This window comes from Acetobacter fabarum, assembly GCF_029069195.1.
In the GTDB taxonomy this organism is placed as follows: Bacteria; Pseudomonadota; Alphaproteobacteria; order Acetobacterales; family Acetobacteraceae; genus Acetobacter; species Acetobacter fabarum_A.
In genome coordinates this window covers 1-22,646 of the sequence record NZ_JARDYK010000001.1, presented here as the reverse complement: position 1 = coordinate 22,646, position 22,646 = coordinate 1, and the positions used below count along the sequence as shown (strand labels likewise).

General features: G+C 58.2%; 21 protein-coding genes and 1 pseudogene. 12 read left to right on the top strand and 10 right to left on the bottom strand.

The window, feature by feature from the left end; all coding sequences use genetic code 11:
* The first annotated feature begins 54 nt into the window (after positions 1-54).
* The 4 genes from PY793_RS00110 to PY793_RS00095 all read left to right on the top strand — a co-directional run bounded on the left by PY793_RS00110 (position 55) and on the right by PY793_RS00095 (position 5,020).
* The gene (locus PY793_RS00110; protein ID WP_275176117.1) at positions 55-1,431 is read left to right on the top strand and encodes a chloride channel protein; all 1,377 of its coding nucleotides are present in this window, start codon (positions 55-57) and stop codon (positions 1,429-1,431) included.
* A 116-nt stretch (positions 1,432-1,547) separates the two neighbouring features.
* Positions 1,548-2,555 carry a CobW family GTP-binding protein gene (locus PY793_RS00105; RefSeq protein WP_275176654.1) on the top strand — a complete coding sequence of 336 codons (1,008 nt, stop codon included), beginning with the start codon at positions 1,548-1,550 and terminating at the stop codon, positions 2,553-2,555.
* Positions 2,552-3,613: a WD40 repeat domain-containing protein gene (locus tag PY793_RS00100; protein ID WP_275176116.1), complete on the top strand. Its 1,062-nt coding sequence runs from the start codon at positions 2,552-2,554 to the stop codon at positions 3,611-3,613. Before PY793_RS00105 ends, PY793_RS00100 begins: the two co-directional genes overlap by 4 nt.
* Positions 3,614-3,736: 123 nt before the next feature.
* The gene (locus tag PY793_RS00095; RefSeq protein ID WP_275176115.1) at positions 3,737-5,020 is read left to right on the top strand and encodes an NAD(P)/FAD-dependent oxidoreductase; all 1,284 of its coding nucleotides are present in this window, start codon (positions 3,737-3,739) and stop codon (positions 5,018-5,020) included.
* 67 nt (positions 5,021-5,087) lie between these two features.
* Here PY793_RS00095 and PY793_RS00090 read toward each other — a convergent pair whose 3' ends face one another.
* Both PY793_RS00090 and PY793_RS00085 read right to left on the bottom strand, forming a co-directional pair.
* Positions 5,088-5,909, bottom strand: coding sequence for an alpha/beta fold hydrolase (locus PY793_RS00090; RefSeq protein WP_275176114.1), 822 nt, complete (start codon positions 5,907-5,909; stop codon positions 5,088-5,090).
* Positions 5,910-5,971: 62 nt separating this feature from the next.
* Positions 5,972-8,314, bottom strand: a complete 2,343-nt coding sequence (locus tag PY793_RS00085) for a TonB-dependent receptor (protein ID WP_275176653.1) — start codon at positions 8,312-8,314, stop codon at positions 5,972-5,974.
* A 409-nt stretch (positions 8,315-8,723) separates the two neighbouring features.
* Here PY793_RS00085 and PY793_RS00080 point away from each other — a divergent pair, with 409 nt between their 5' ends.
* The 6 genes from PY793_RS00080 to PY793_RS00055 all read left to right on the top strand — a co-directional run bounded on the left by PY793_RS00080 (position 8,724) and on the right by PY793_RS00055 (position 14,328).
* Positions 8,724-10,769, top strand: coding sequence for a M13 family metallopeptidase (locus PY793_RS00080; RefSeq protein WP_275176652.1), 2,046 nt, complete (start codon positions 8,724-8,726; stop codon positions 10,767-10,769).
* 118 nt (positions 10,770-10,887) lie between these two features.
* Positions 10,888-12,108: an energy transducer TonB gene (locus PY793_RS00075; protein ID WP_275176113.1), complete on the top strand. Its 1,221-nt coding sequence runs from the start codon at positions 10,888-10,890 to the stop codon at positions 12,106-12,108.
* 163 nt (positions 12,109-12,271) lie between these two features.
* Entirely contained in the window at positions 12,272-12,703 is a 432-nt protein-coding gene (locus tag PY793_RS00070; protein WP_275176112.1) for an acyl-CoA thioesterase, read from the top strand.
* Positions 12,704-13,069, top strand: coding sequence for a hypothetical protein (locus tag PY793_RS00065; protein ID WP_275176111.1), 366 nt, complete (start codon positions 12,704-12,706; stop codon positions 13,067-13,069).
* Positions 13,050-13,874 (top strand): ferritin-like domain-containing protein, encoded by an 825-nt coding sequence (locus PY793_RS00060; protein WP_275176110.1) that lies wholly within the window; start codon positions 13,050-13,052, stop codon positions 13,872-13,874. Before PY793_RS00065 ends, PY793_RS00060 begins: the two co-directional genes overlap by 20 nt.
* Before the next feature lie 70 nt (positions 13,875-13,944).
* Entirely contained in the window at positions 13,945-14,328 is a 384-nt protein-coding gene (locus PY793_RS00055) for a VOC family protein (protein WP_275176109.1), read from the top strand.
* A gap of 104 nt (positions 14,329-14,432) precedes the next feature.
* Here PY793_RS00055 and PY793_RS00050 read toward each other — a convergent pair whose 3' ends face one another.
* Positions 14,433-15,203, bottom strand: coding sequence for an SDR family NAD(P)-dependent oxidoreductase (locus PY793_RS00050; protein WP_275176108.1), 771 nt, complete (start codon positions 15,201-15,203; stop codon positions 14,433-14,435).
* 119 nt (positions 15,204-15,322) lie between these two features.
* Positions 15,323-15,796, bottom strand: coding sequence for an RrF2 family transcriptional regulator (locus PY793_RS00045; RefSeq protein ID WP_275176107.1), 474 nt, complete (start codon positions 15,794-15,796; stop codon positions 15,323-15,325).
* 519 nt (positions 15,797-16,315) lie between these two features.
* On the opposite strand from PY793_RS00045, the gene purU reads away from it, so the two are divergent.
* Positions 16,316-17,161 (top strand): formyltetrahydrofolate deformylase, encoded by an 846-nt coding sequence (gene purU / locus PY793_RS00040; protein ID WP_275176106.1) that lies wholly within the window; start codon positions 16,316-16,318, stop codon positions 17,159-17,161.
* An 18-nt stretch (positions 17,162-17,179) separates the two neighbouring features.
* Here purU and pnuC read toward each other — a convergent pair whose 3' ends face one another.
* The 4 genes from pnuC to PY793_RS00020 are packed head-to-tail and all read right to left on the bottom strand — an operon-like array spanning position 17,180 to position 21,750.
* Positions 17,180-17,734: a nicotinamide riboside transporter PnuC gene (gene pnuC / locus PY793_RS00035; protein WP_275176105.1), complete on the bottom strand. Its 555-nt coding sequence runs from the start codon at positions 17,732-17,734 to the stop codon at positions 17,180-17,182.
* The gene (locus PY793_RS00030) at positions 17,731-18,894 is read right to left on the bottom strand and encodes a phosphotransferase enzyme family protein (protein ID WP_275176104.1); all 1,164 of its coding nucleotides are present in this window, start codon (positions 18,892-18,894) and stop codon (positions 17,731-17,733) included. Before PY793_RS00030 ends, pnuC begins: the two co-directional genes overlap by 4 nt.
* Before the next feature lie 3 nt (positions 18,895-18,897).
* Positions 18,898-21,270, bottom strand: coding sequence for a TonB-dependent receptor (locus tag PY793_RS00025; RefSeq protein ID WP_275176103.1), 2,373 nt, complete (start codon positions 21,268-21,270; stop codon positions 18,898-18,900).
* Positions 21,271-21,312: 42 nt separating this feature from the next.
* Complete coding sequence (locus PY793_RS00020; protein ID WP_275176102.1) at positions 21,313-21,750, bottom strand: hypothetical protein; 438 nt, start codon at positions 21,748-21,750, stop codon at positions 21,313-21,315.
* Here PY793_RS00020 and PY793_RS00015 point away from each other — a divergent pair.
* Positions 21,749-21,943, top strand: coding sequence for a hypothetical protein (locus PY793_RS00015; protein ID WP_275176101.1), 195 nt, complete (start codon positions 21,749-21,751; stop codon positions 21,941-21,943). The genes PY793_RS00020 and PY793_RS00015 overlap by 2 nt on opposite strands.
* On the opposite strand, the gene PY793_RS00010 is transcribed toward PY793_RS00015, so the two are convergent.
* Together PY793_RS00010 and PY793_RS00005 are read right to left on the bottom strand one after the other, a co-directional pair.
* A complete protein-coding gene (locus tag PY793_RS00010) occupies positions 21,917-22,324 on the bottom strand; it encodes a hypothetical protein (RefSeq protein WP_275176100.1) in 408 nt (135 codons plus the stop codon). The genes PY793_RS00015 and PY793_RS00010 overlap by 27 nt on opposite strands.
* Positions 22,325-22,545: 221 nt before the next feature.
* A pseudogene (locus tag PY793_RS00005) lies at positions 22,546-22,646 on the bottom strand (biopolymer transporter ExbD); the annotation flags it as partial.

Here is a 22,646-nt window from a genome sequence, read left to right as displayed (position 1 = left end):
GCATGAAATGTTAAACTGTGCCGCATCTTTTTTCTTTTACACAAGAGATGCCTCATGCCCTCCGCGAGCGTGATACCCACTGCAGAGTCCCTGCGCCATCTGCGTGAGCACGCCAAGGCTGGTACGGTAAGCTGGCGGCGCAAGCTTATGTACTGGTCGGGGGCGGCTCTGGTTGGTCTGGTCGCCGTGGCCTTTGCCGGGCTGGCAGACAAAGCGGCGCATGTGCGTACCACCCTTATGCATATCAACCCCTGGCTGATGCTGCTGATAACCCCGCTGGGGCTGGCGCTTTCCACCTGGCTGACCCGCACATGGTTCCGCGGCGCACAGGGCAGCGGTATTCCGCAGGCCATTGCCTGCATGCACCTGCATGACATGACTATTGTGGACAAGGTTCTGGCCCTGCGGATTGCACTGGCCAAAATCTGCCTGACCTGCCTTGGCCTGCTGTGTGGCGCCTCCATCGGGCGCGAGGGGCCCACCGTACAGGTGGGGGCGTCCATCATGCACACGGTAGGCCGCCTTGCGGGCCTGACCGATGTGACCAAACAGCGCGCCCTGATCAAGGCGGGCGGGGCAGCCGGGGTAGCCGCCGCCTTTAATACCCCCCTTGCGGGTATTGTGTTTGGCATAGAAGAACTGGCCCACTCTTTTGAGCAACGCACCAGCGGCACCATGCTGACCTGCGTGGTTATTTCCGGCGTGACCGCCATTGCCCTCGTGGGGAACTACACCTATTTCGGCCACACCTATTCCGCCGTGCCGGTTGGGGCAAGCTGGCTGGCCGTTGTGGTCTGCGGGGTTGTGGGGGGGCTGTGCGGGGGCATGTTCTCCGCCCTTCTGGTCCGTATTTCCCGTGGGATTCCCGGGGCGTTCGGGCGGTTTATCAGCCTGCATCCTGTTCTGTTCGCCGCGTTATGCGGGCTGGCGCTGGCCATAATCGGCCTGCTTTGCGGTGGCATGACCTATGGCACGGGTTACACACAGGCGCGTGACATTATTATGGGCTCGGACCAGTATCCGGCCTCGTTCTTTTTGTTCAAGCTGCTGGCTACCCTTATTTCCTACTGTTCGGGCATTCCCGGTGGGCTGTTTGCACCCTCGCTCTCCGTCGGGGCGGGCATGGGGGGATGGATCGCGCATTTTCTGCCTCACACCACGCCCGGCGCAGTGGTGCTTCTGGGCACGGTGGCCTACTTTGCCGCAGTCACCCAGTCCCCCCTGACCGCCACCGTTATTGTGATGGAAATGTGCGATAACCAGCAGATCACTCTGGCGCTGATGGCCAGTGCATTTCTGGCTTTTGGGGTCTCACGCGCATTGTGCAGCCATGCACTTTACGGTGCACTGGCCGTGCGGTTCCTGCGGTCTACCGCTCCCAAACAAAAACTCCAGCCCCTCACAACCGCCACGGATACACACAGAAACTAAGCTTTTTACACGCCACGGAAGTTCCGGTTATGGCGCAGCAGGGCCGCGCCTCTCTGGTTTCTCATAATCTGGCGTCCTATATGAAAAGCACGATTGTTGAATTGGAGGCTTACCCTATGTCTGACGCATCCCTCGCGCCGGAAAATGCTGCCACAAGCACGCCCGATACCCGTGTGCCCGTTACGGTGCTGACCGGCTTTCTGGGCGCGGGCAAAACCACCTTGCTCAACCATATCCTGACCGCTGAACACGGACGCAAATATGCCGTGGTCATTAATGAATTTGGCGAACTGGGCGTAGACAACGATCTGGTTGTGGATGCGGATGAAGAAGTGTTCGAAATGAACAATGGCTGCATCTGCTGCACCGTCCGGGGCGATCTGATCCGTATTCTGAACGGGTTGATGAAGCGTCGCGGCAAATTTGACGGCATTATTGTGGAAACTACCGGCCTGGCCGCCCCTGCCCCCGTAGCACAGACTTTTTTTGCGGATGAAGATGTGCGCGAAAAAGCCAGACTGGACGCCGTGGTTACGGTTGTGGACGCCTTTAACTTCCTGACTACACTGGCCGAAAGCCCCGAAGCGCGTGAACAGGTGGCCTTTGCCGATGTGATTATCCTCAACAAGACCGATCTGGTGGATGCAGACCAGATTGCCCGGATTGAGGCCGCCATTCGCAAGATTAATGCCTCCGCTCCCATCCACCACACCAAAAAGGGCAATGTACGCCTGACCGATGTGCTGGACCGTGGTGGGTTTGATCTGGCACGTGTGCTGGAAAACACGCCTGATTTTCTTGAACACCCCGAACACCACCACGAGGAAGACATTTCCAGCGTGTCCCTTCAGATCAAGCAGCCACTGGATGCGGGGCGTTTTCAGGCATGGATCAGCGCCCTGCTGCAGGAAAAAGGGGCAGACATGCTGCGCACCAAAGGTATTCTGGACTTTGCAGGCCAACCCGAACGCTTTGCTTTTCAGGCCGTGCACATGATGGCCGATGGCAACGCCATTGGGCCATGGAAAGATGGCGAACCGCGGGAGAGCCGTCTGGTCTTCATTGGTCGCAACCTGAACAGGCCACAACTCCGCCGTGGGCTTGAAAGCTGCATTGCAGCATGAGCGCGCCCCAGAAAACCCTTCTGCGCGGGTTGATTGAAAAGCGTGGAGCCTTCAGGCAGATCGAGGGAGAAATTACGGGCTGCGTTGCCTCACGCGATTCCAGCCGGTTCGCCTTTACCACGGGTGAAGGCGATGTGGTGCTCGCCCACAGGCATGACCTGAATACCCCCAACGCGTGGACAACCTACGCGGTGCATGACGGGCCGGTGCTCGCTCTCTCCCCCGATACGCTGGCTGACAGCTTTTTAACCGGTGGGGATGATGGCCGCCTGTGCCGCCTGGACCCCACGGGCGAAATTGAAGAACTGGCCAAGACCCGTCGCTGGGTGGAGCACATTACTACATTTGTCAGCGACAAAACCGCCCTGATCGCCGCTGCATCGGACAAGAATGTGGAACTGCGCGACGCCACAGGCCGCACGGTTACCCGCACGCTTGAACACCCCACCACCGTAGGCGGCATTGCGTTTGACCCCAAAGGCAAGCGCCTTGCCGCATCACACTATAATGGTGTGTCGCTGTGGTTTACCCAGTCCAAGGATGGCAGCGCCAGACTGCTGGAATGGAAGGGCAGCCATCTGGGCATCGCCATGCACCCGAATGGAGATGCGGTTGTCACCGCCATGCAGGAAAACGACCTGCACGGCTGGCGGCTGGCGGACGGACATAACATCCGCATGAGCGGCTACCCGACAAAGGTCCGCTCCATGTCTTTTTCCAGCAACGGCAAATGGCTGGCCACCAGTGGTGCGGATATTGTGGTGATGTGGCCGTTTTTTGGGGGCGGCCCCATGGGCAAACCCCCGACAGAACTCCCCGGCGCAGGTGGCGCGTTGTGCACCCGCGTTGCCTTCCATCCCTCGCAGGAAGTTGTGGCGGCTGGCTTTGCCAATGGCACGGTTGTGATGATGGAGCCCACGACCCAGCGCGTTCTTCCTGTATCATTGGGTCAGGCTGGCGCGGTAACCGCACTGGCTTACAGCCCGGATGGCTGCACACTGGGCTTTGGCACGGAGGATGGAGTGATCGGGCTGCTGGATCTGTCCAGCGCAGCCTGAGCCGGACAAAACCACGCACACCCCTGCCGCTGCCGGTCCGCCGTGCAGGGGCGCAGACAGACGACATACCGCAAAGCAGTCTCCCCCTTCGGCCAAAAGGGGGAGACAAAGGACAGGAATGATATGACGAACAGGTTCCGGCTCGTGATTATTGGTGGAGGCGTTGCCGGTCTGGCCCTGGCGACCCGCCTGGGCAACACGCTCGGTCGCTCCGGCAGGCTGGAAATCACGCTTGTGGACAAAGGCTTCAGCCATGTGTGGAAACCCATGCTCCACTGTTTTGCCGCTGGAACCGCCCGGAACGAAAACGACCGGATTACGTTTGTCTCCCATGCTGCGGCCCACGGCTTCCGCTTCTGTTATGGCGAGATTGCACATCTGGACCGGGCCAGAAGGCGCATCACCCTTGCCCCGCTGATGGAAGAGAACAACCAGCTTCTGCTTGAAGAGCGGCATCTGGATTACGACGCCGCAGTATTTGCCATTGGCAGCCGCGCCAATGATTTTGGCACCCCCGGTGTGGTGGAACACTGCATGTTCCTCGACAATGTGGTTGAGGCCAATAATTTTAACGAGCGCTTCCGCCATGCCATTATTCAGGCCTATGGCCGTGGCACGCCCGTTGATATTGCCATTGTCGGCGGAGGAGCCACCGGCGTGCAGCTTGCAGCAGAACTGCACAAGGCGCTCGACATTGGCGCATTGTACAATTTTACCCCGGTCACTCCGGAAATGCGCGTAACCTTGCTGGAAGCCGGGCCACGCATTCTGCCCGCGTTCCCGCAGACTGTCTCGGATGCAGCCCAGAAGCAGCTTGAAGACCTGAATATTGCCGTGCGCACCAACACCATGGTCAGCGGTGCGGACGAAACCGGGTTTATTCTCAAAGATGGCAGCCGCGTTAATGCGCAGTTCCGCGTCTGGGCAGCGGGTGTTAAAGCGCCGGATGTCACGCGGGATATGGATGGGCTGGATTACCAGCGTGGTGGCCAGTTGACCGTACGGGCCAACCTGCAAAGCACAGTGGACGAGCATGTGTTTGCGCTGGGTGACTGCTCCTTTATCAAGGATGCACCCGTTGCGCCTACCGCTCAGGTCGCACGCCAGCAGGCCCACCATCTGGCCCGCCACCTGCCGGGCTATATCTTTAACAAAAAGCCTGTCCCTGACTTCCACTTCCGTAACCGGGGCGCCATTGTCGCTCTTGGCGACTATAACGGCTGGGGCGCCTTTGCCGACGGCAAGACCTTTGGTGGCGGGTTTTTAAACGGCCTGAGCGCACGCCTTGGGCATATGGCTCTTTACCGGCAGCACCAGTTTGAACTGCATGGCCCCTTCCGTGGCGCCATTGCCTGCTTTGCAGACTGGCTGGATGGTTTTATCCGTCCCTCCGTGCGCATGGACTAGGCACATAGCCCTCCCCCGTTTTTTACCGGGGAGGGCTATGCCATCTGGTTCAAACACTCTGATGTACTCAGGTTTTTTCACACGCACATAAAAATTTCCTTACCAGCGCATTCACCGTAGCCGCCTGTTCTATATGCGGCAGATGGCCTGTACGGGCCAGAAAATGGCAGATATCCTGAGCGCAAAGCCCCTGCGCCTGCGTGGCGGGTAAAACCTGATCTGCCTCCCCCCATATAATCTGCACGGGGCATGGCGGATTATATAGCAGCGGACGCAGGTTATTGGCCTGCTCACCGTGGGGGAAGCAGGTCTGCGCAATAGCGCGCAACGCGGCGCGCGCCCCCGGCACCGCGCGGGCTTCTACCAGAAACTCCGCAATCTTGCGCCCGATCAGCTTGGGATCGTACACAGCCATGGCCATGGCCTGCGCCATATCCGCCACAGTGCTGGCCTCCACAAAGCTGGTCATGAACGCCATGTTGACTGTACGGCCCAGCCCGGCCGGAGCCAGCAGGGACAGGCTGGCAACCCGCGCAGGAACACTCTCCAGCAAGGACAGGGCAATACCTCCCCCCAGAGAATGCCCCAGAATATGGGCTTTGCTCACACCCAGCCCATCCAGCACAAGGGCTGTAACCTGCGCCAAACGCGCCAGTGTTGGAGCCTGCGCCAGAACGCTGGACCGGCCATGCCCGGGCAGGTCAAACGCGATGACCCGCCGGTGAGCAGCCTGCACCTGCTGAGTAAGCTGCCAGTTGGTTGCGCTGCCACCAAAACCATGCACCAGCAGCAGCGGCAGCCCCGGCCCCTCCCCTGCCTGGCGAACATGCACTGTCTGCTCTGCTAGCCGGAGGAGGAAGGATTGTGTCTGAACGGCCTGTTTTGTCATGCTGCCATCATGCCCTGTTTGCCCATAGGGGGCCAGATTGCAGGCAATGGCTTTTTCAGCGGCTAAAAGTGGCAGGCAATGCGGCCACCAATAAAACGGGGTTCGCCGGGGATATAAAAATAGGTTGTAGTGGCCATGCCCCCGCTCTCCGCATAGCGACGGTCCAGAATATTGCGGGCATAAACCGTTATATCCCACAACTGGGAGGGAGAGTGCATGGTCGCATGGGCCCCCAGCAAAAAATATGGCGGCAGGCGGTAAAACCCGGTTCCCCCCACGGTAATGGCCTGACTACCCCTGTATTGCCAGTCCGGCCCAAAATCCAGCCTGTAGTTTTGGGGTAAAGGCTGCCGCCATGTGGCATCTCCGTTCAGGGTCAGTTTGGGGGAGCCGTTATCCACGCCGCTAAAATTACGTTCCACGGCCCGCCATTGCTGGGGATGGCTTGCATGGTAAGCATTGGTGGCGGCCCGGTCCACATTCGGAAAATCCTGAAAATCCCCGCGCTGCCAACCAAGGTTCTGCATTAAAAACAGGTGGCCAAACGGGTGGGCTTCCAGTGTTGCCTCAAACCCCCAGCTTTCGGATTTGGGGGCGTTGGTAATTTCGCTCAACGGACCAAAATTGGGGATCAGCACGGTGCCTATGACCTGCTGGTTATGAAAATCGTTGTAAAACGCAGCGCCATTCAGGCGTAGCCGCCCCGGTATGGGGTCAGATTTCAGACCGAGTTCGTAGGTCAGAACCGTTTCCGGCTTAAACGGGTCCAACTGGGCCTGCACCTGTGTATTGTTGGCGCTAAATCCACCGGGTTTGAAGCCCCTGCTCATTTTGTAATACAGCAGAGCCTGCGGTACGAACTGCCATGAAACCCCAACCTGCCCGGCAAACTGGTTGGCAGCAGTATTCTCGGGTTCAAAATTCCGGGTCGCTCCACCGAATATCCGGGACTTCAGGCTGGTTATGCCCCGGTCATCCAGCTCATGCAAAAGCCCGGCCCAGATGGTCACATTATGCGGCAGACGGTAACTGACATTCCCGAACTCGGAAACACTGTCCTGATTCAGGCCGAAGATTGTGGCCATCATGTACCGGCGGGCAGAGTAATCCGTATAGTCAAAGAAAAATTTCTGGTCCATGCGGCTGCGCTGGTAATACGCCCCCACAATCCAGCTCAGGCGCCCACGCAGGGCAACCCCGTTCAGCCGGGCTTCCTGCGTGAACACGTTGGCATCTATGGTACGGTATGTATCCGCTTGAGAAAGGGCCGTGCCATCCTGATCCGTGTATTCGCCCTGGCGCTCGGTCTCGAACGCGCTGATGGCGGTAAAGGTAGCGGGGCCAAAATCATGGATCAGCCGCAGGTCAGCCCCCCAGTACTGGTTATGCTCGCTGGGTTTAAGGCCCGCACCACGCCCCACCAGCCTTGCAAACTCTGGCCGCATGGACCACTCCGCCTGCCGTCCCAGCCCAAAATCCGGCAAAGGCTGTGACCCGATAAGCCTGTGAACAGGAACCGCAGTGACCACCTGACTGTTATCCTGCACAAAATGACCACCGAGCTGGATGGTCGTGCGCTCATTAGGCTGCCAGCGCAGTTTGCCCCGCAATGCCCACAGATCCGCATCCCCCAGATGCGCGCCATTAGTCGGGTTATACTGCCATCCCCCGCCTTGGCGCGTCTGCCCTGCCAGCCGAAAACTCCACCCCTTGGCCAGCGGACCAGACACATAAGCCTCGCTCCGGCTCCGGGCGTAGGAGGCTATATCCTCCATTCCACCGTAATGCCATGTGGTGGTCGGGTCGTTGGTGCGCAGGCGCACTTCCCCCCCAGTGGTGGACTGACCATGTTTTGTGCCCACCGGCCCCGGGTCCACTGCCGCGTCGGCCATATCAAACAGCAACCCGTTGCTCATGGCAGGGTAAGCGTAGGCCACATCATCCATATACGTCAGAACGGGGGGCATGTTGTTCTGTGTAAAATCATTAAACCCTGCTCCACGCAGGTAAAAATTGGTCGAGGCCGTACCGTTGATGCTCTGCATGGTCAGGTTTGGGGCCACGCGCTCCAGCCCGCGCAGGGTGGTGACATCCCTGTTACGCAGCATTTCCGCACTTAAATACGTTGTGGCATCCGGCTCATGCTGGGCCGCGGGAAAAGCAAAATCGGACCGGTGCGCCCCCACATCCACATGGGTTATGCCATGTGCGGCTACAAGAGCGGGTTTTACCTGCCCCACCTTGCCCGGCCTGACAGGGAGGGCTGGCAATACAGACGCTTTGCCCGGACGACCTGATATGTTCTGCGCCTGTGCCGCAGGGACAGCAAACAGACTGAGAGGGATCAGGCTGACACAGCACAGCATACGCTGCCAGTACGTGCGGCTCTGCCTGCCTGTGTGCATGGCCAGAGGAAGGCCATATGCTTGCTGCCCGAAAATAATCCGCTCCTTCCCCACCCATATGTTGCCACGCAAGCCATGCTCCCCCGGCAAAGCCTGCCTCTTTCATGACGGAAACAGTCCCTCTTGTGCAAGACTGTTGGCCCAAATCCATCTTACTTTTAACTGTTTTGCTGCATATTCATGCATATCCCGATCAAAAAGACCGGCACCCGTGTATAAGGTTTTTTTTAAGAAAACCTTCGCCCACAAGAGGGTAGGCAGGCCGGAACAAGCTGGCTAAGGTAAAAGCTTGTCTTGTGTTTTGCATAAGAAACACGGCCAGCAATCCGTAGTGTCAGCAACTATAATAAAGAACCGGAGTTCCCCTGTGCCAGACCTGTCCTTGCGCGCCATTTTTCGCCATGCCCTTATGCTCTCCGCCATTGTGGGGACGGGGAGTCTGGGCGGGCAGACCCACGCTGCGCCACAGGGCACGCCACCAACAGCACAGGGCAGCTTTGGCGCATGGGGCGTAGACCTTGCCGGACGGGACCTTGCGGTAGTTCCGGGGAACAATTTTTTCCGCTATGCCAACGGCGCGTATCTGGGGCACCTTAAAATCCCTGCGGACATGACCAGCTACGGCCCGTTCAATGCTCTGGCCGAGCTCTCCCGCACACGGGTCCAGAGTATTCTGAATGACCTGTCCGCCCATCCTGTGGCCTCGCCCCGTAGCACGGAAGAAAAACTGGGCACCTTCTACGCTTCCTACATGGATGTGGCGGAAGTGGAACGCCTTGGCACACAGCCTCTGGCACAGGATATGGACGCCATCAGGGCCATAAAGGACATGGCGGGGTTTGCAGCACTCAGCGGTACGGCTGCGGGGTCGTTCCAGTTTGCTCCCTTCTCCCTTGGGATCAACCCCGACGCCAAGGACCCCACGCGCTATGCGCTCACGCTTGATCAGGCCGGGCTGGGCCTGCCAGACAGGGACTATTATCTCAAACCCGCCTTTGCGGCCAAAAAAGCCGCTTATCAGAGCTATATCGAAAAAGCACTCACGCTCGCAGGCTGGCCCGAACCCGGCAAGGCCGCAGCCGCCATTGTGATTTTTGAGAGCAAGCTGGCCGAAGCACACTGGCCCCGCGCAGACCTGCGTGACCCACAGAAAACCTATAACCCCATGACACTGGCCGAACTGGGGACCAGGGCACCGGGGTTTGACTGGGTCGCATGGCTAGGCGCCTCCGGTCTGTCCGCACAGGACATGGACAAACGGAGCCTGATTGTCGGAGAGCCCTCCGCCATTACAGGAGAAGCCCGGGTTCTGGCGGCAACAGACATGGACACCCTGCGTGCGTGGCTTGCCTTCCATCTTGTGGAAAATGCCACAACCTACCTGCCGGACAGTTTTGAACAGGCCCGGTTTGTCTTTACCAAAGCCCTGACCGGCCAGCCAACCCTGACCGCCCGGTGGAAGCGGGGCGTGCAGGCCACCAGTGCCGCCATGGGCATGGCGCTGGGCAAGGTTTATGTGCAGCGCTACTTCCCCCCCGAAAACCGCGTAGCCATGCAAAAACTGACTGCCGACCTGAAAAACGCCTTCAGGGTCCGGTTGCAGAACAATAGCTGGATGAGCGCGGCCACCAAGGACGCAGCACTCCGCAAGCTGGAAAACTTTGAAATTCAGGTCGGCTATCCTAGCCGCTGGCGCGACTACACGGGCCTTGTGGTGAAAAAAGGCGATGTGTACGAAAACGCCCGCAACGGTGTGGCCTTTGAATGGCGCTACTGGCTGGACCGTCTGGACAAGCCGGTAGACCGCAACGAATGGGACATGACCCCGCAAACGGTTAACGCCTACAACAACCCGCTTTTTGATCAGGTGGTTTTCCCCGCCGCCATTCTTCAGCCGCCGTTCTTCAACATCAAGGCGGACCCGGCCGTGAACTACGGCGCCATTGGCGGCGTGATCGGCCATGAAATGACCCACTCATTCGATGATGAGGGCCGCCAGTTTGATGAGCACGGCCGCCTGCGCGACTGGTGGACAAAGGACGATGCCGAACGCTTCCAGAAACTGGCTGACCGCCTGGGTGCTCAGTATGATGCGTTTGAAGTTCTGCCTGGTGTGCATGTCAACGGCAAGCTGACCATGGGAGAAAACATTGCCGATCTGGGCGGGCTGACTTTAGCGCTTGATGCCTACCATGCATCGCTTAATGGCAAACCCGCCCCGGTAGTGGACGGGCTGAGTGGTGAGCAGCGCGTATTTTTGGGCTGGGCGCAGGTCTGGCGCGAAAAACTGCGGGAGGAAACCATCCGCAGGCTGGTTGTCACGGACCCGCACTCCCCTCCCGAAGCCCGTGTAAACCTGCCCATGCACAATATTGACGCATGGTATGATGCATGGAACGTACAACCCGGCGACAAACTGTACCTACCGCTGCAACAGCGCGTTAAAATCTGGTAAAATCACCTGCTACGGCAGGACAAACCGCCTTGCAACACCGGACCATTCCTGTAGTGGTCCTTTACCCAACCCATTACCTGTGCAGACCCCGGACTGAAGTTCTCTGTAGCACCGGGGCTTGAGCAATGGCAAAATAGCGGGCAAGTGGGCTATACCCACGCACACCATACTCATGCGGGACAAGGGAGAACTCGGGCAGTCCATGGTCGATAAGCATCGCTCTTCCTCACGCCCGAATACCGCCCTGCTCAACAGGCAGGAACCCCGCCTGCAACCTGCGCCCTCCCTTTCCGCCCCTCCTCCACCAGATGGAATGGAAGACGGTGCGGGGCAACGGTCACGGCTGTTCCCGTTCATGCCTGTGCCCAAACCACCGGGCAGCCCGGTGCGCGGCTCATCCACACCACTCATCCGCAAGGACATATACGCCGACCCCACATTGGGACCGGTGTTTACAGCCTCCGCCCTTGCGCATTTTCTGTTACTGGCGGCGCTTCTCTATCAGGCGACCCACCACGGGCAGGCTGGTTCCCCCCAGTCGTCCCAGTCTTCCTCGGTGGAAATGGTTTTTTCCCAGCCTACAACCTCCAGCGGTATGGTCGGCCCCCATTCGCCCGAAGCTGGCAGCGGCAATGCAGCTCCGCAGGCAGCCCCTCCGCCTCCGGCCGAACAGCAGCCCGAAACCCAGACAGCCCCACCCGAAACCCGTGCGGCAACACCGGACGTCCCCCCTCTTCCGCAGTCGGATGACGGTCTGCCCAAGCCCCAATCCACCCCCCAGAAAGCACGGCCAACTCCGCACAAATCCACAGCAAAGCCGAACAGCCGCGCGGTACCGCGCACGCACACGCCCCCCCAGCAGCTCCCCAGAAACCTGAAATCCCTGCTTCAGCACCCGATGGATTATTCATTTAACGAGGCACCAGCCCCCCGCCGCTCCAACCGGGGGCGCCCTGGCGGGTCATCCGCCCCGCTGGACCTGTCCATTGGACCGATGGTGGAAAACGGACAGCTGAATGCCCACTACGCCTCACGCACAAGCGTCCATGGCGTAAGCAGCGATTACGGTGCGGAAATTGACGCATGGATCCAGCGCCACCTGTTCTACCCGCCAGAAGCCGCTGAACGGGGGGAAGAAGGCAGCACATCCGTCCATGTTATTCTGGACCGTTCTGGACATGTGTTTAAAGTCTTCCTAAACGGCTCTTCAACCCCGGCACTGGACGCCTCAACCGTTGGCATGTTCGAGGGCGCTCAACTCCCCCCGGTGCCCCCGGACATGAAGGACCAACATATCAACTTCGATGTCACCGTGAATTACATCCTTATCCGCAACTAGACATGCAGCCCATGCTGTTCCGAGCTGATTATGCGCGGCTGCCGTTGGCCTTGCATGCAGATCACATAAAACTGAGGAGGCATCCTCGGTGCAATTCTGCTTATCGTGTACACTCATCTCCGCCACTCCAGACGATCCAGAAAAAATTAAGGACAGACTTGCGATGCAACCTTCATCCAGTTCCAATCTGCCGCCGGGTGTGCCCACAATCCGCGTTGTGGCCATGCCAACAGACACCAACCCCGCAGGAGACGTGTTTGGCGGATGGATTGTCTCACAGATGGATCTTGCCGCAGGAACAACCGCCGCCTTCCGGGCCAATGGGCGGTGCGTGACCGTTGCGATCAACAGTCTTGTTTTTCTCGAACCTGTTGTGGTGGGAGATGAAGTGAGCATCTACACCAAAATCATCCGGACAGGCCGCACGTCGCTGACCATTCATGTGGAAACATGGCGCAGGGCACGCCACACCCATATTACGTCCAAGGTGACGGAAGGGGAGTTCATTTTTGTCGCACTGGATGACAAACGCCGCCCACGCGCACTCCCGCCGTTTGAAGACACGCTCCCCTCAACCAGCCCCGAAAACGCCTGAGTGTCCCCCAAAAACGCGGATATTCCACAAAGGGACGGGCAGCATCGTTACCCCTTAAGCCACGATGCGCCGCAGGCCTTATTTGCCGCGCCGTGTTTTTCCCTGTTTCAGTACACGGGCAACCCGTGCCATAAACAGCCCCTTACGCCACCCACCTTGCGCATGGGGCAGACCCCGGCAGGATATGCGGCACTTTGGGTACAGATATATTTTTTTGTCACGCGCTACTTTGCCAACGCACCATATGGTTTAAAAAACCCGCCTGCCCCTTCTGCTCCCTCCCCTGTTCCAACAGGGCGAACCATGCAGGACCGGCAGGGATTTGGCGCAACAGGAGGTCCGGTACATGAAGCACTGGCAGATTGATCAACTGCCATGGGATCGTTTTGATCCCTCCAAGGTTGACCCGGAACTGATCCCCGCCATCAAGGCGGCCGCTGTTGTAGAGCGCAACAGCGTGGACTACGCGTTATACCTCAACAACGTCTTCCGGAATGATCCGGACTTCTGCACGGCGGCCAACCACTGGGCGGAAGAAGAAATCCAGCACGGGGATGCGCTGGGCCGCTGGGCCATGCTGGCCGACCCCGGCTGGGATTATCAGGCAGCATTCCAGCGTTACCGCGATTTTTACAAGATTCCGCTGGATGTCGATCACTCCGTGCGCGGTTCACGCACGGGGGAACTGATCGCCCGCTGCATGGTGGAAACAGGCACCTCTTCTTTTTACTCTGCTCTGGCCGACACCACGGAAGAACCCGTGCTTAAAGCCCTGTGCAAACAGATTGCGGCTGATGAGTTCCGGCATTTCAAACTGTTTTACGACCACATGCACCGTTACCTGCACCGCGAGAAGATTGGCCTGTGGCGGCGCATCCGCATTGCGCTGGGCCGTGTGACGGAAACCGAGGACGATGAACTGGCCTCCGCCTACTACACAACCAACGTACCGGCGGACCAACCCTACGACCATACACGCTGTATTGCAGCCTATATGGTGCGGGCCATGCGCAATTACCGGCCCCAGCACCTGCGCCGCGTAACAACCATGGTGTTCAAGATCATTGGCCTGCCACCCCATAGCTGGTTGCAGACCGTGGCATTCCGCGTTTCGGCAAAACTGTTCATCCGCCGGCAGCAACGGTTTGCACGCATTGCGGGCATAAGCTGAACAGGACTTGCCGTGTGGAGCGGAGAGGGCCATCCTCCCCGTGTTCCAACCACTGGAGAACAGACAGACCATGTTCACGCACATCATGGTGGGTACCAATGATATTGCCCGCTCAAAAAAATTCTACGATGCCGTTTTTGCTGCCCTGAACATTCCTCCAGCAGAAATCAACGCCAAGGGCCGCATTTCCTATGGCAAGCATGGCGTCCGGTTTATGGTAACCCCACCGCTGGATGGCAAACCCGCCACAGCAGCGAATGGCGGCACCATCGGTTTTGAAGCAGATACTCCAGCCATGGCGGACGCATGGCATAAGGCAGGCGTGGAAAACGGTGGTCAAGCCATTGAAAACCCACCCGGCGTACGCCAGACACCCGTTGGCCCGCTCTACCTTGCCTATCTGCGTGACCCTGATGGCAACAAGCTGTGTATTGCCTGTAAAGTGCCGGAATAACCCGGTTTGCAGCTAAAGGGTCACGCTTAAGCCACACCAGACAGATACACAGCCACAACACGAGGCTGCGTTCTGTCTGCTGCGGCAACGCTCAACAGATCACATCAACCCAGCATGCTCCGGTCCACTGCCAGACCGGCAGAGGCCTGACAGGTCGGCATTATTTCCACGTGGTTGATGTTGACATGGGCGGGCAGGCCAAGCACCCAGGCCACGGTTTCAGCTATATCCTGCGGCAACAGCGGGGCGGTGCCTGCATATACGGCATCAGCCTGACCCTGATCCCCCAGCCTGACCTGACTGAACTCACTGCCCCCACACAACCCCGGCGCAATGGTTGTCGCCCGGACCTGCCTGCCCAGCAGGTCGCTGCGCAGATTCCGCATGAACTGATCCACAAAAGCCTTGGTCGCCCCATACACATTGGCGCCGGGGTAAGGATAAGTGCCAGCAGTGCTCCCCAAAGACACAACATGCCCTTGGTTACGCGCAACCATGCCGGGCAGCAGGGTACGGGTTATTTCCACAAGCCCGGTTACGTTGGTTGCAATCATTGTCTCCCAATCCTGTGGATTGGTCTGCCATGCTTTTTCCAGCCCAAGCGCCAGCCCCGCATTATTGACCAGCACATCAACGGCCTGCCATTCCTGCGGCAGACTCTGCGGCAGGGCGCGTATGGCGGGCAGATCGGTCATATCCAGACGTAGCGGCAGAATACGGCCTGCCTCAACCTGCCCTGCCAGAGCCTCCAGCCGCTCCTGCCTGCGGCCCGTTGCAATAACCCGGTATCCTTCATGCACAAGACGTAGAGCTATGGCGTGCCCAAACCCGGCAGTCGCTCCGGTTACCAGTGCGATTTTGAATTTCTGCGACATTGATCTGTTTCCATTTCTGCCAGAATACCGCCAGCAGCCTATGCCAGCATGCTGGTATCACCAACACCGTAACCCGCCCTCACACACAAATGCATGCCGCATACGAGGAGCAGCCCGGCTTATCCGGCGGCAGGGTCGGGGCTGTGGCGGAGATTTGCCGCCTGCAACAATGTACGCCGCTCATAGGGGTGCAGCAGATCTGCCAGTGTGGCCTTATCCAGAACCCCCATAAATGCATCCAGCGCCTGCCCCAGCACTCCGCGCAGGCTGCACCCCTTTGCAAGCAGGCAGGGCATTCCCTGTTCCCCATTACGGGTCATACAGCCGACCAGCACCATATCTTCTTCCGTATGGCGTACGACATCCCCCACACAAATTTCTTCGGCAGGGCGAGCCAGCGTCAGCCCGCCACCGCGCCCTCTTTGTGTATGTACAAACCCGCCGCGCCCCAGATGATGGATGATCTTGACCAGATGATTTTCGGAAATGCCATAAGTCTGGGCCACCTCGCGTATGGAAACGCGCCTGTCCGTGTGTACGGCCAGATACAGCAAGGTGCGTAATGCATAGTCGGTATACAAAGTCAGACGCATAACAAAAAAATCTGCTCCATCGGGTTACGGACAGGGCGGGGAAGATCCCACACCAAGGCAGACAGGACTGATCCTGAATGTCGCCTAACTGGCATGGTTTTTATAAAATGCGAACCCACTTCCCGTCCTGCCTGCGTACAAACCGGTAAAATATGGAACAAATGCAGAAAGACGATGAAACATATGCGCGCTCCTGCCTTCCACAAAACTATCCACAGGGTTTTCCCGTAATCCGTCCCCTTCCTTTGTGGATAAGCTTATCTGCCTCTTTGCCCGAAGAGTATTAAAAATGTCTGTTTCCTGCGGTTTGTAGCTTTTTTAAGCTTTTATGACACCAAACCCTCTTGACCTCTTATTCCAACAACGAGTCGGGGTGTTGTAATTCATCCACAGCCTGACATGCCCACCCCCGCACACCCAAACCATGCTCCAGTTCCACGCACCTGATTGCGCAGATATGGAAATGACTGGCACACTACGGCGCGATTCCTTCCATGCCCGAGGAGCAGACGGAGCCTTATGCAGTTCATTCTTACTTTTTCCTGCCCGGACAAAGCTGGCATTGTTGCGGGCGTGACCTCAGCGCTGGCACGGCAGGGTGCGGATATTACAGAGACCCACCAGTTCAGTGACCGCAGTACGGGCCAGTTGTTCATGCGGCTGGCTTTTTCCACCCCTGCGCCCCACGATATGGTGGACATAAAAACCTGCCTGGCTCCCGTGGCTGAACAGTTTGGCATGAACATGCGCCTGCATGATGCAGCCGTGCCGCCACGCATGATTATTATGGTCTCCCGCTTTGACCATGCTTTGCTCAATCTGCTGTATCAGGTTCGTGTCGGCTGGTTACAGGCCCGGATTGTAGCCATTGTCTCCAACCACCCCGACAGCGAGGCCACAGCCCGACAGGCAGGTATTCCCTACTACTACTGGCCCGTAACCCCGCAGAACAAGGCGGAGCAGGAAGCCAGACTGCTGGAACTTGTACGCGACACGCAAACAGACCTGATTGTTCTTGCCCGCTACATGCAGGTGCTCTCGGACACTCTGAGCGCACAGTTAAGCGGGCGGATCATCAACATCCACCATTCCTTCCTGCCTTCCTTCAAAGGCGCTCGCCCGTATCATCAGGCTTATGCGCGCGGCGTCAAACTGATTGGTGCAACCGCGCATTACGTTACCGCTGATCTGGATGAAGGCCCGATTATCGAGCAGGAAACCGCACGAGTGAGCCATAACCACTCTCCCAATGACTATATTGCCACAGGCCGAGGGGTGGAATCGCAGGTGCTTGCGCGCGCAGTCAAACTGCATACCGAGCATAGGGTGATGCTGAACGGGCATCGCACCATTATTTTTTCCTGACCCGCAGTTTGGCAGGTCTTATTGCACCTGCCCCCATTTTTGCCAGCCCCGAAATGCCAGCACCACAAACCCTGCGTACAGGACCGCCGTCACCCACAGGCCGCGCTCTACAAACAGCAGGGTATAGAAGGCGTCCACCACTCCCCATAGCACCCAGCTCAGCCTGTAACGGAGCGCGCCCCAGAACTGCGCCAGAATGCTGTATGCGCTCAACAGGGCATCGCCGATGGGGGTCGGGTCATCCGTCCAGTGCCGCAACGCCAGTGCAAGACCTATACCAGCAAGGCCCGCGCCCCCCATATGCCCCCATAACTGCCCGGCTGTGGGGAGGCAGGCTACCCGCACCTGCCCTTCTGCGCGGGCCCCACATAGCCATTGCCACCAGCCATAAAGGGACAGCGCAACAAACACACCCTGCAAGGCGGCATCCGCGTACAAAGCGGCTTGCACAAATACCATGCCATACAGGACCGATGCCACCACCAGCACAGGCCAGCATACCACCAGACGCTGCCCTGTCAGCCAGACTCCAAGGGCGCTGGCCAAGGCGGCAGCCCATTCCAGCGTGCTCACTCTACCCCCCGCTGGCCTCTGGTCTGGCGCAGCAGAGCAGGCAGACGAGCCAGAAGCGCCTTGCCCTCCCCACAGGCAAACCAGCGACCATGCCCGAGCAGATAGTCCGTATAGGCAACCTCGGCCGAGGCCAGATCATGAACCAGCCCGGTAAAATAGCCGACTTCGGACAAAGCAAATTCCACATGCACAAGGGGTAGAAACGCCACAACCTGCGCACACTCCAGAGCACTCAGCGGGCGAACGGACTGATACCCTTCCAGCAGGGCTGCCACCTGCTCCCATGCAACAAGACCAGTAGCTGGCAGGGCCAGCCAGTCCACCACAGCCCGCTCCAGAGCCACTGCCAGATCAAAAGATGCGCAGGTACGATCAGCCATGCCAAAGTCCAGCACACTGCTCACGCCATCTCCATTCCAGAACAGATTGGAACCGTGCCAGTCCCCGTGCCCCCATGCCGGAACAATATGGGGCAACAGAGGCTGCAAACGTTGATGGAAGGGTAATAGCACTGCCTCCACATCCCTTACCCAGCTACGATGGGCCAGAGCAGATGGCAGATGGGGCTGCCGGACTGCCCAATGCTGCAAGGCAGGCACAAGCTGTGGCTGGCCCACAGCCCGCAGCCCCGAGAGCAGCGGCGGCACCTCCGCCCCACCGCGCGCGGGAGCTTTAAACCCGGCAGCAGCCAGATGCAGCCTGCCCAGCGCAACACCCGCACCATAAGCCTGCCTTACCGACAGATACGGCTTCCATGACATGACATTCTGATAAACATCCCTCCCGCTGGCGGGCAAGAAAGCCTCGTATGTCCAATCCCCAACCGTTAAGGCCGTATGGCCATCGGGCAACACCAGCGGCGGACAGACAGAAACTCCCTGCCCTGCCAGATGGTTTATGAAAGCATGTTCCTCTTCCAGCCATTTTACAGAGCGCAGGGTTCCGTGGTGGCGTTTGAGCAGACAGTCCCCCTGCCCCGCCAGCCGCACACGCCCCAGAGCAGAAAAAGGACGCATGCTGTGCCACACCACACCCTGAACTGGCGGCATATTATGGAAAAAACCAAGGATCAACCGGCTCTCATCCAGGGTCAGACAGGGCCAGTCGCGCCGCTGCTGCACGCCGTTCACTCCAAACTGGGCCTGCCCCTCCCCACTCATGCCTTAAAAGCCGGTGGATGCGGTAAACAGGGCGGCAAAACCTCCCCCAATGTAATAATCAGGCGACTGGCCAGAGATGACGCTCCCGTGCCGTCCCACCGTATCGTGCGCGGCAAGGGTCGGGTCTGCAATACCAGACAGATAATGCTGGTTGGTAATATTGATGAAGTTCATGCGCAGTTGCGGGGCATGCAGCACGGATACATCCTTCATACGGTACCCCACCGCCAGATTGCCCGTTACGTGGGAGGGCATGCGCTCGTCATTCATAAAGGTTGCATACTGATGCCCGGTATATTTGACCGTCATCACTCCAAAAAAATGTCCATCGTCATATGTCAGCCCTGCCGCCGCCTGCAAGGTGGGGGAACGCACCGAACGTTTGCCCCGTGTTGGCAGAACCTCCAAGCCCGAAGGCAGGTCATTATCGAGAATGGAATGCAGATATTCACCTGAAAAATAAGGACTTATATGATGCCACGGCCTTAGACCCACCTCCACATCCACCCCTCGTGTGGTCTGCCCGCCTGCGTTCATGCTGGATTGCACCGGCGCACCATTGAGCATGACAAGGGTAGAAACCTGCCTGTTGGTAAAGTTGTAATTGAACAGGGTCACGCTCCCCACAAGCAGATCATCCGCGTAACGGTACCCCAGTTCTTCTGCAATGGAGTATTCATTCTTCAGACTGCCAGTGCCTTTTTGCTCCAAGGCACCACTTGTGGGGGCATAGACATCATACAGCGCCGTTTCTGCTGGAGTACGAAAGTTGGTGGTGGCATTAAAAAAAATCTGATGATGCGGCGTTATCTGAAGTCTGGCACCAAGGCGGGGCAAGGGTACAGCCGTGTTCATACCAACATCATAGCGGCTGCCCGGCATGGCGTTTTTACCTGTGCGGGAGAACATGACTTCTTTAAAACCCGCACTCAGCAACAGCCGGTCATGCAGCAGACTCAGCCGGTCGCCTACAAAAAGGGCATTGGTCTGGGTCATGGTATGGTTATTGACCCCCCATAACACCTGCCCTCCTGCCGTGCGCAGCGGGTTACCACCCCATATGGACCCGGCCGCCCCCGAGGCATCCAGCATGGAAAAAGTCTGCTTTTGCGCATCATCCCCGTAATCGTACCAGTAGCCTATGGTCAGGTCATTGGGGCCACGCTTCCAGTCCAGTGCAGTGGTAAAACCTGAGCGGTAACTCCGCTGCGTATAATCCGCCCGCACGGGCAGGAACCCATCCGGACTGTTAGCCAGAGCCGGAGCAAGCTGCACAGCCTCCGTGCCATTAAACAGACCCGTACCGGGCAACTGCATGCCCCCCGCCGCATTGCCGTAAGCCCCCTGCGCATAGGGCGTCGCCCTCAGTTCCAGCCCATTGCCCAGACTGAGGGTAACGGGGGCGGCCATGTAAAGTGTGCGCTCCGGCTGGCGGGCCAGACGCCAGTAATCCGTTCCCCCTGCCGCGTTGTCTGCATTGTAATGGGCGGCAAGATTATTGCCGCCATGTATGCCATCAGTCTGCCAGGCATCTTTTGTAACCTGCGGGTAATAGCTGTCTATCGCCTGGTTCCATGACCCAAGCAGGGCAACACTACTCTTCTGCCCCCATGTTTTAAGGAGCTTGAAGTCGACGTGCTGGCGCTCATCCCGCCCCGGACCACGCCAGTTATCCGTTGCCCCGTGGGAGTAGGAGACAAAACCCCGCAGACCGGTATGGCCTATTTCACCACTTTCAAGCCGCAGGAACTGACGGTTGGTATTATACGAGCCGTAAGAGGTATCAAACACCCCACCGGCTTTGTCCGCCGGGGGTTTGAACCGCAGCGTCATCAATCCACCAGCCGCATTCAGCACCGGGCTGCTCAGGTCTGGAGCCCCCTGTTGCAGACTTATGGTTTCGTAATTCTCGTTATCAGCAAACTGGCTCGGGTAGCCCGTGTAATAGGCAATGTCGTTCAGTGGCATGCCTTCAAGCACATACCCTATGGCATCCCCGTTCATCCCCCTGACGGAAATACTGCTCTGGGGAGAAAAGCCGAACGGGTCCGACCCGCTGACCGTAGCCCCCGGCAACTGGGCGACAAGGTCAAACGCCGTGGCAGAGGGGGCCTGACGGGCAATATATTCGGCATTCACCATGCTCTGGGCCTGAGGTTCTGACTGGGGGCGGATCAGCCCCCCACCCGCAGGGAGATGCGCAAGACTGGCATGCACCGTAACAACCTGCGCCTTGCCAGCCAGCGCAGTTTCTCCCGCCACGGCGGGAGACCCCACAGTTCCCACAAAAACAGCAGACACCCCATAACAGGCCCATATGACCCGCAAGGTCTGGCACCCTTTATGACCTTTATCCAGCGCACATCTCCCCGTCATGCTCATAGCCACACATGCAGGTATATAGCGCACAAAATGGTCTTAGTTTTCGTCTCCGTCCGATTTATCCCCCAGCACGATGGTCTGGTCGGAAATGGAGACATCGGTCACTGCCGGGCGTTCCAGAGCTTCGGTTGTATCCCGTGCGATCCCGGCAGTCTTATCCTTCAGGTCTGCAAGTTCTTCACGCACATCGGACAGGATTTCCAGCAAGGCGGCATGGTCTTCCGATGCGCGCTGGTCCGCCCCCTGACTCAGCACCGCACTCCCCACCATAAGGGCGGGCAATGCAACCAGCTGAATGCAATTACTTATGTAGAGCAGCGTATCCTGCCATTGAGGCACAATAAGCGGAACCAGAGAAAATACAAAAAAGACATAAACACACCAGATGCTGCCAAACAGCATGGTCATTTTTACCGCAACGGCCATATTAAACCGCGTAATCAGGGACTTGGCTATTGTTTCGGGCTTTCTCATGGAGTCTCTTCTTCCGTTACGCCGCGCGCGCAGAGCAGCAGGCATTGCCGCGTGCGTTGTAACATACTCCAACCCTCTTGTCCGCCATACCACAACGGGCAGCACCATTGCCCTGCACCAGACAGATACGTGCCTGCGCTTTCGCGCACAGCAGCACACCCGCCCCTTAACCTTCCGGCAGAGACTTGCGTGAAAAACGCAGCCGAAAAAACGCAGCCTGCCCGCGCGCGGCATCGGCCTTGCGCAGGAACACCCCTACGACATACGTTCCATCCTGCTCGGGCCTGCCAATATAAGCAGCGTTCTGGACCTTGCTGTTATAAACCTCTACCCCACCGGGATCATGCACCCAAAAGCTGACATGCGCGCTTTTTGCATGCCCCCCGACCAGCAGAAACTGCCCGACTTTTGCTGGCACCTTGTACTGGACGACTTCATCCCCCTCGACCGTGCCAGCAACAGTTGCCTCTTCCCCCTGAGTGGGAAAATGAACAGTGCGCTGGTAGGCCTGTGCGTACCCTGCGTGCCCCCACAGCAACGTCGCCACCACCAGCACTCCCCCCATCCGGCGCATGATGCTTTGCTCCTTGTTATGCAATGCCGCTCTGTTCGTGCCATACGCTCAACAGATGCCCGAGTTCCCTTGAGCGCATCATACGCTGCAAACATTTTTGCCCGTATGTTATTTTTATGATTTCTGGTGTACCGTCCTCCAAAACATTCCCTGCACCAGATATAAAAAAAACGGGCCTGCCTTATGGCACGCCCGTTTTGAACTGAAGTTCCTTCATTTCCTTACTGATCGACGAACTGTTCCTGCCCGACGATACCCATCTGGGTGACCCCCAGCCTCTGGGCATCGGCCATGACATGGACAACAGTCCTGTAATCAGCCA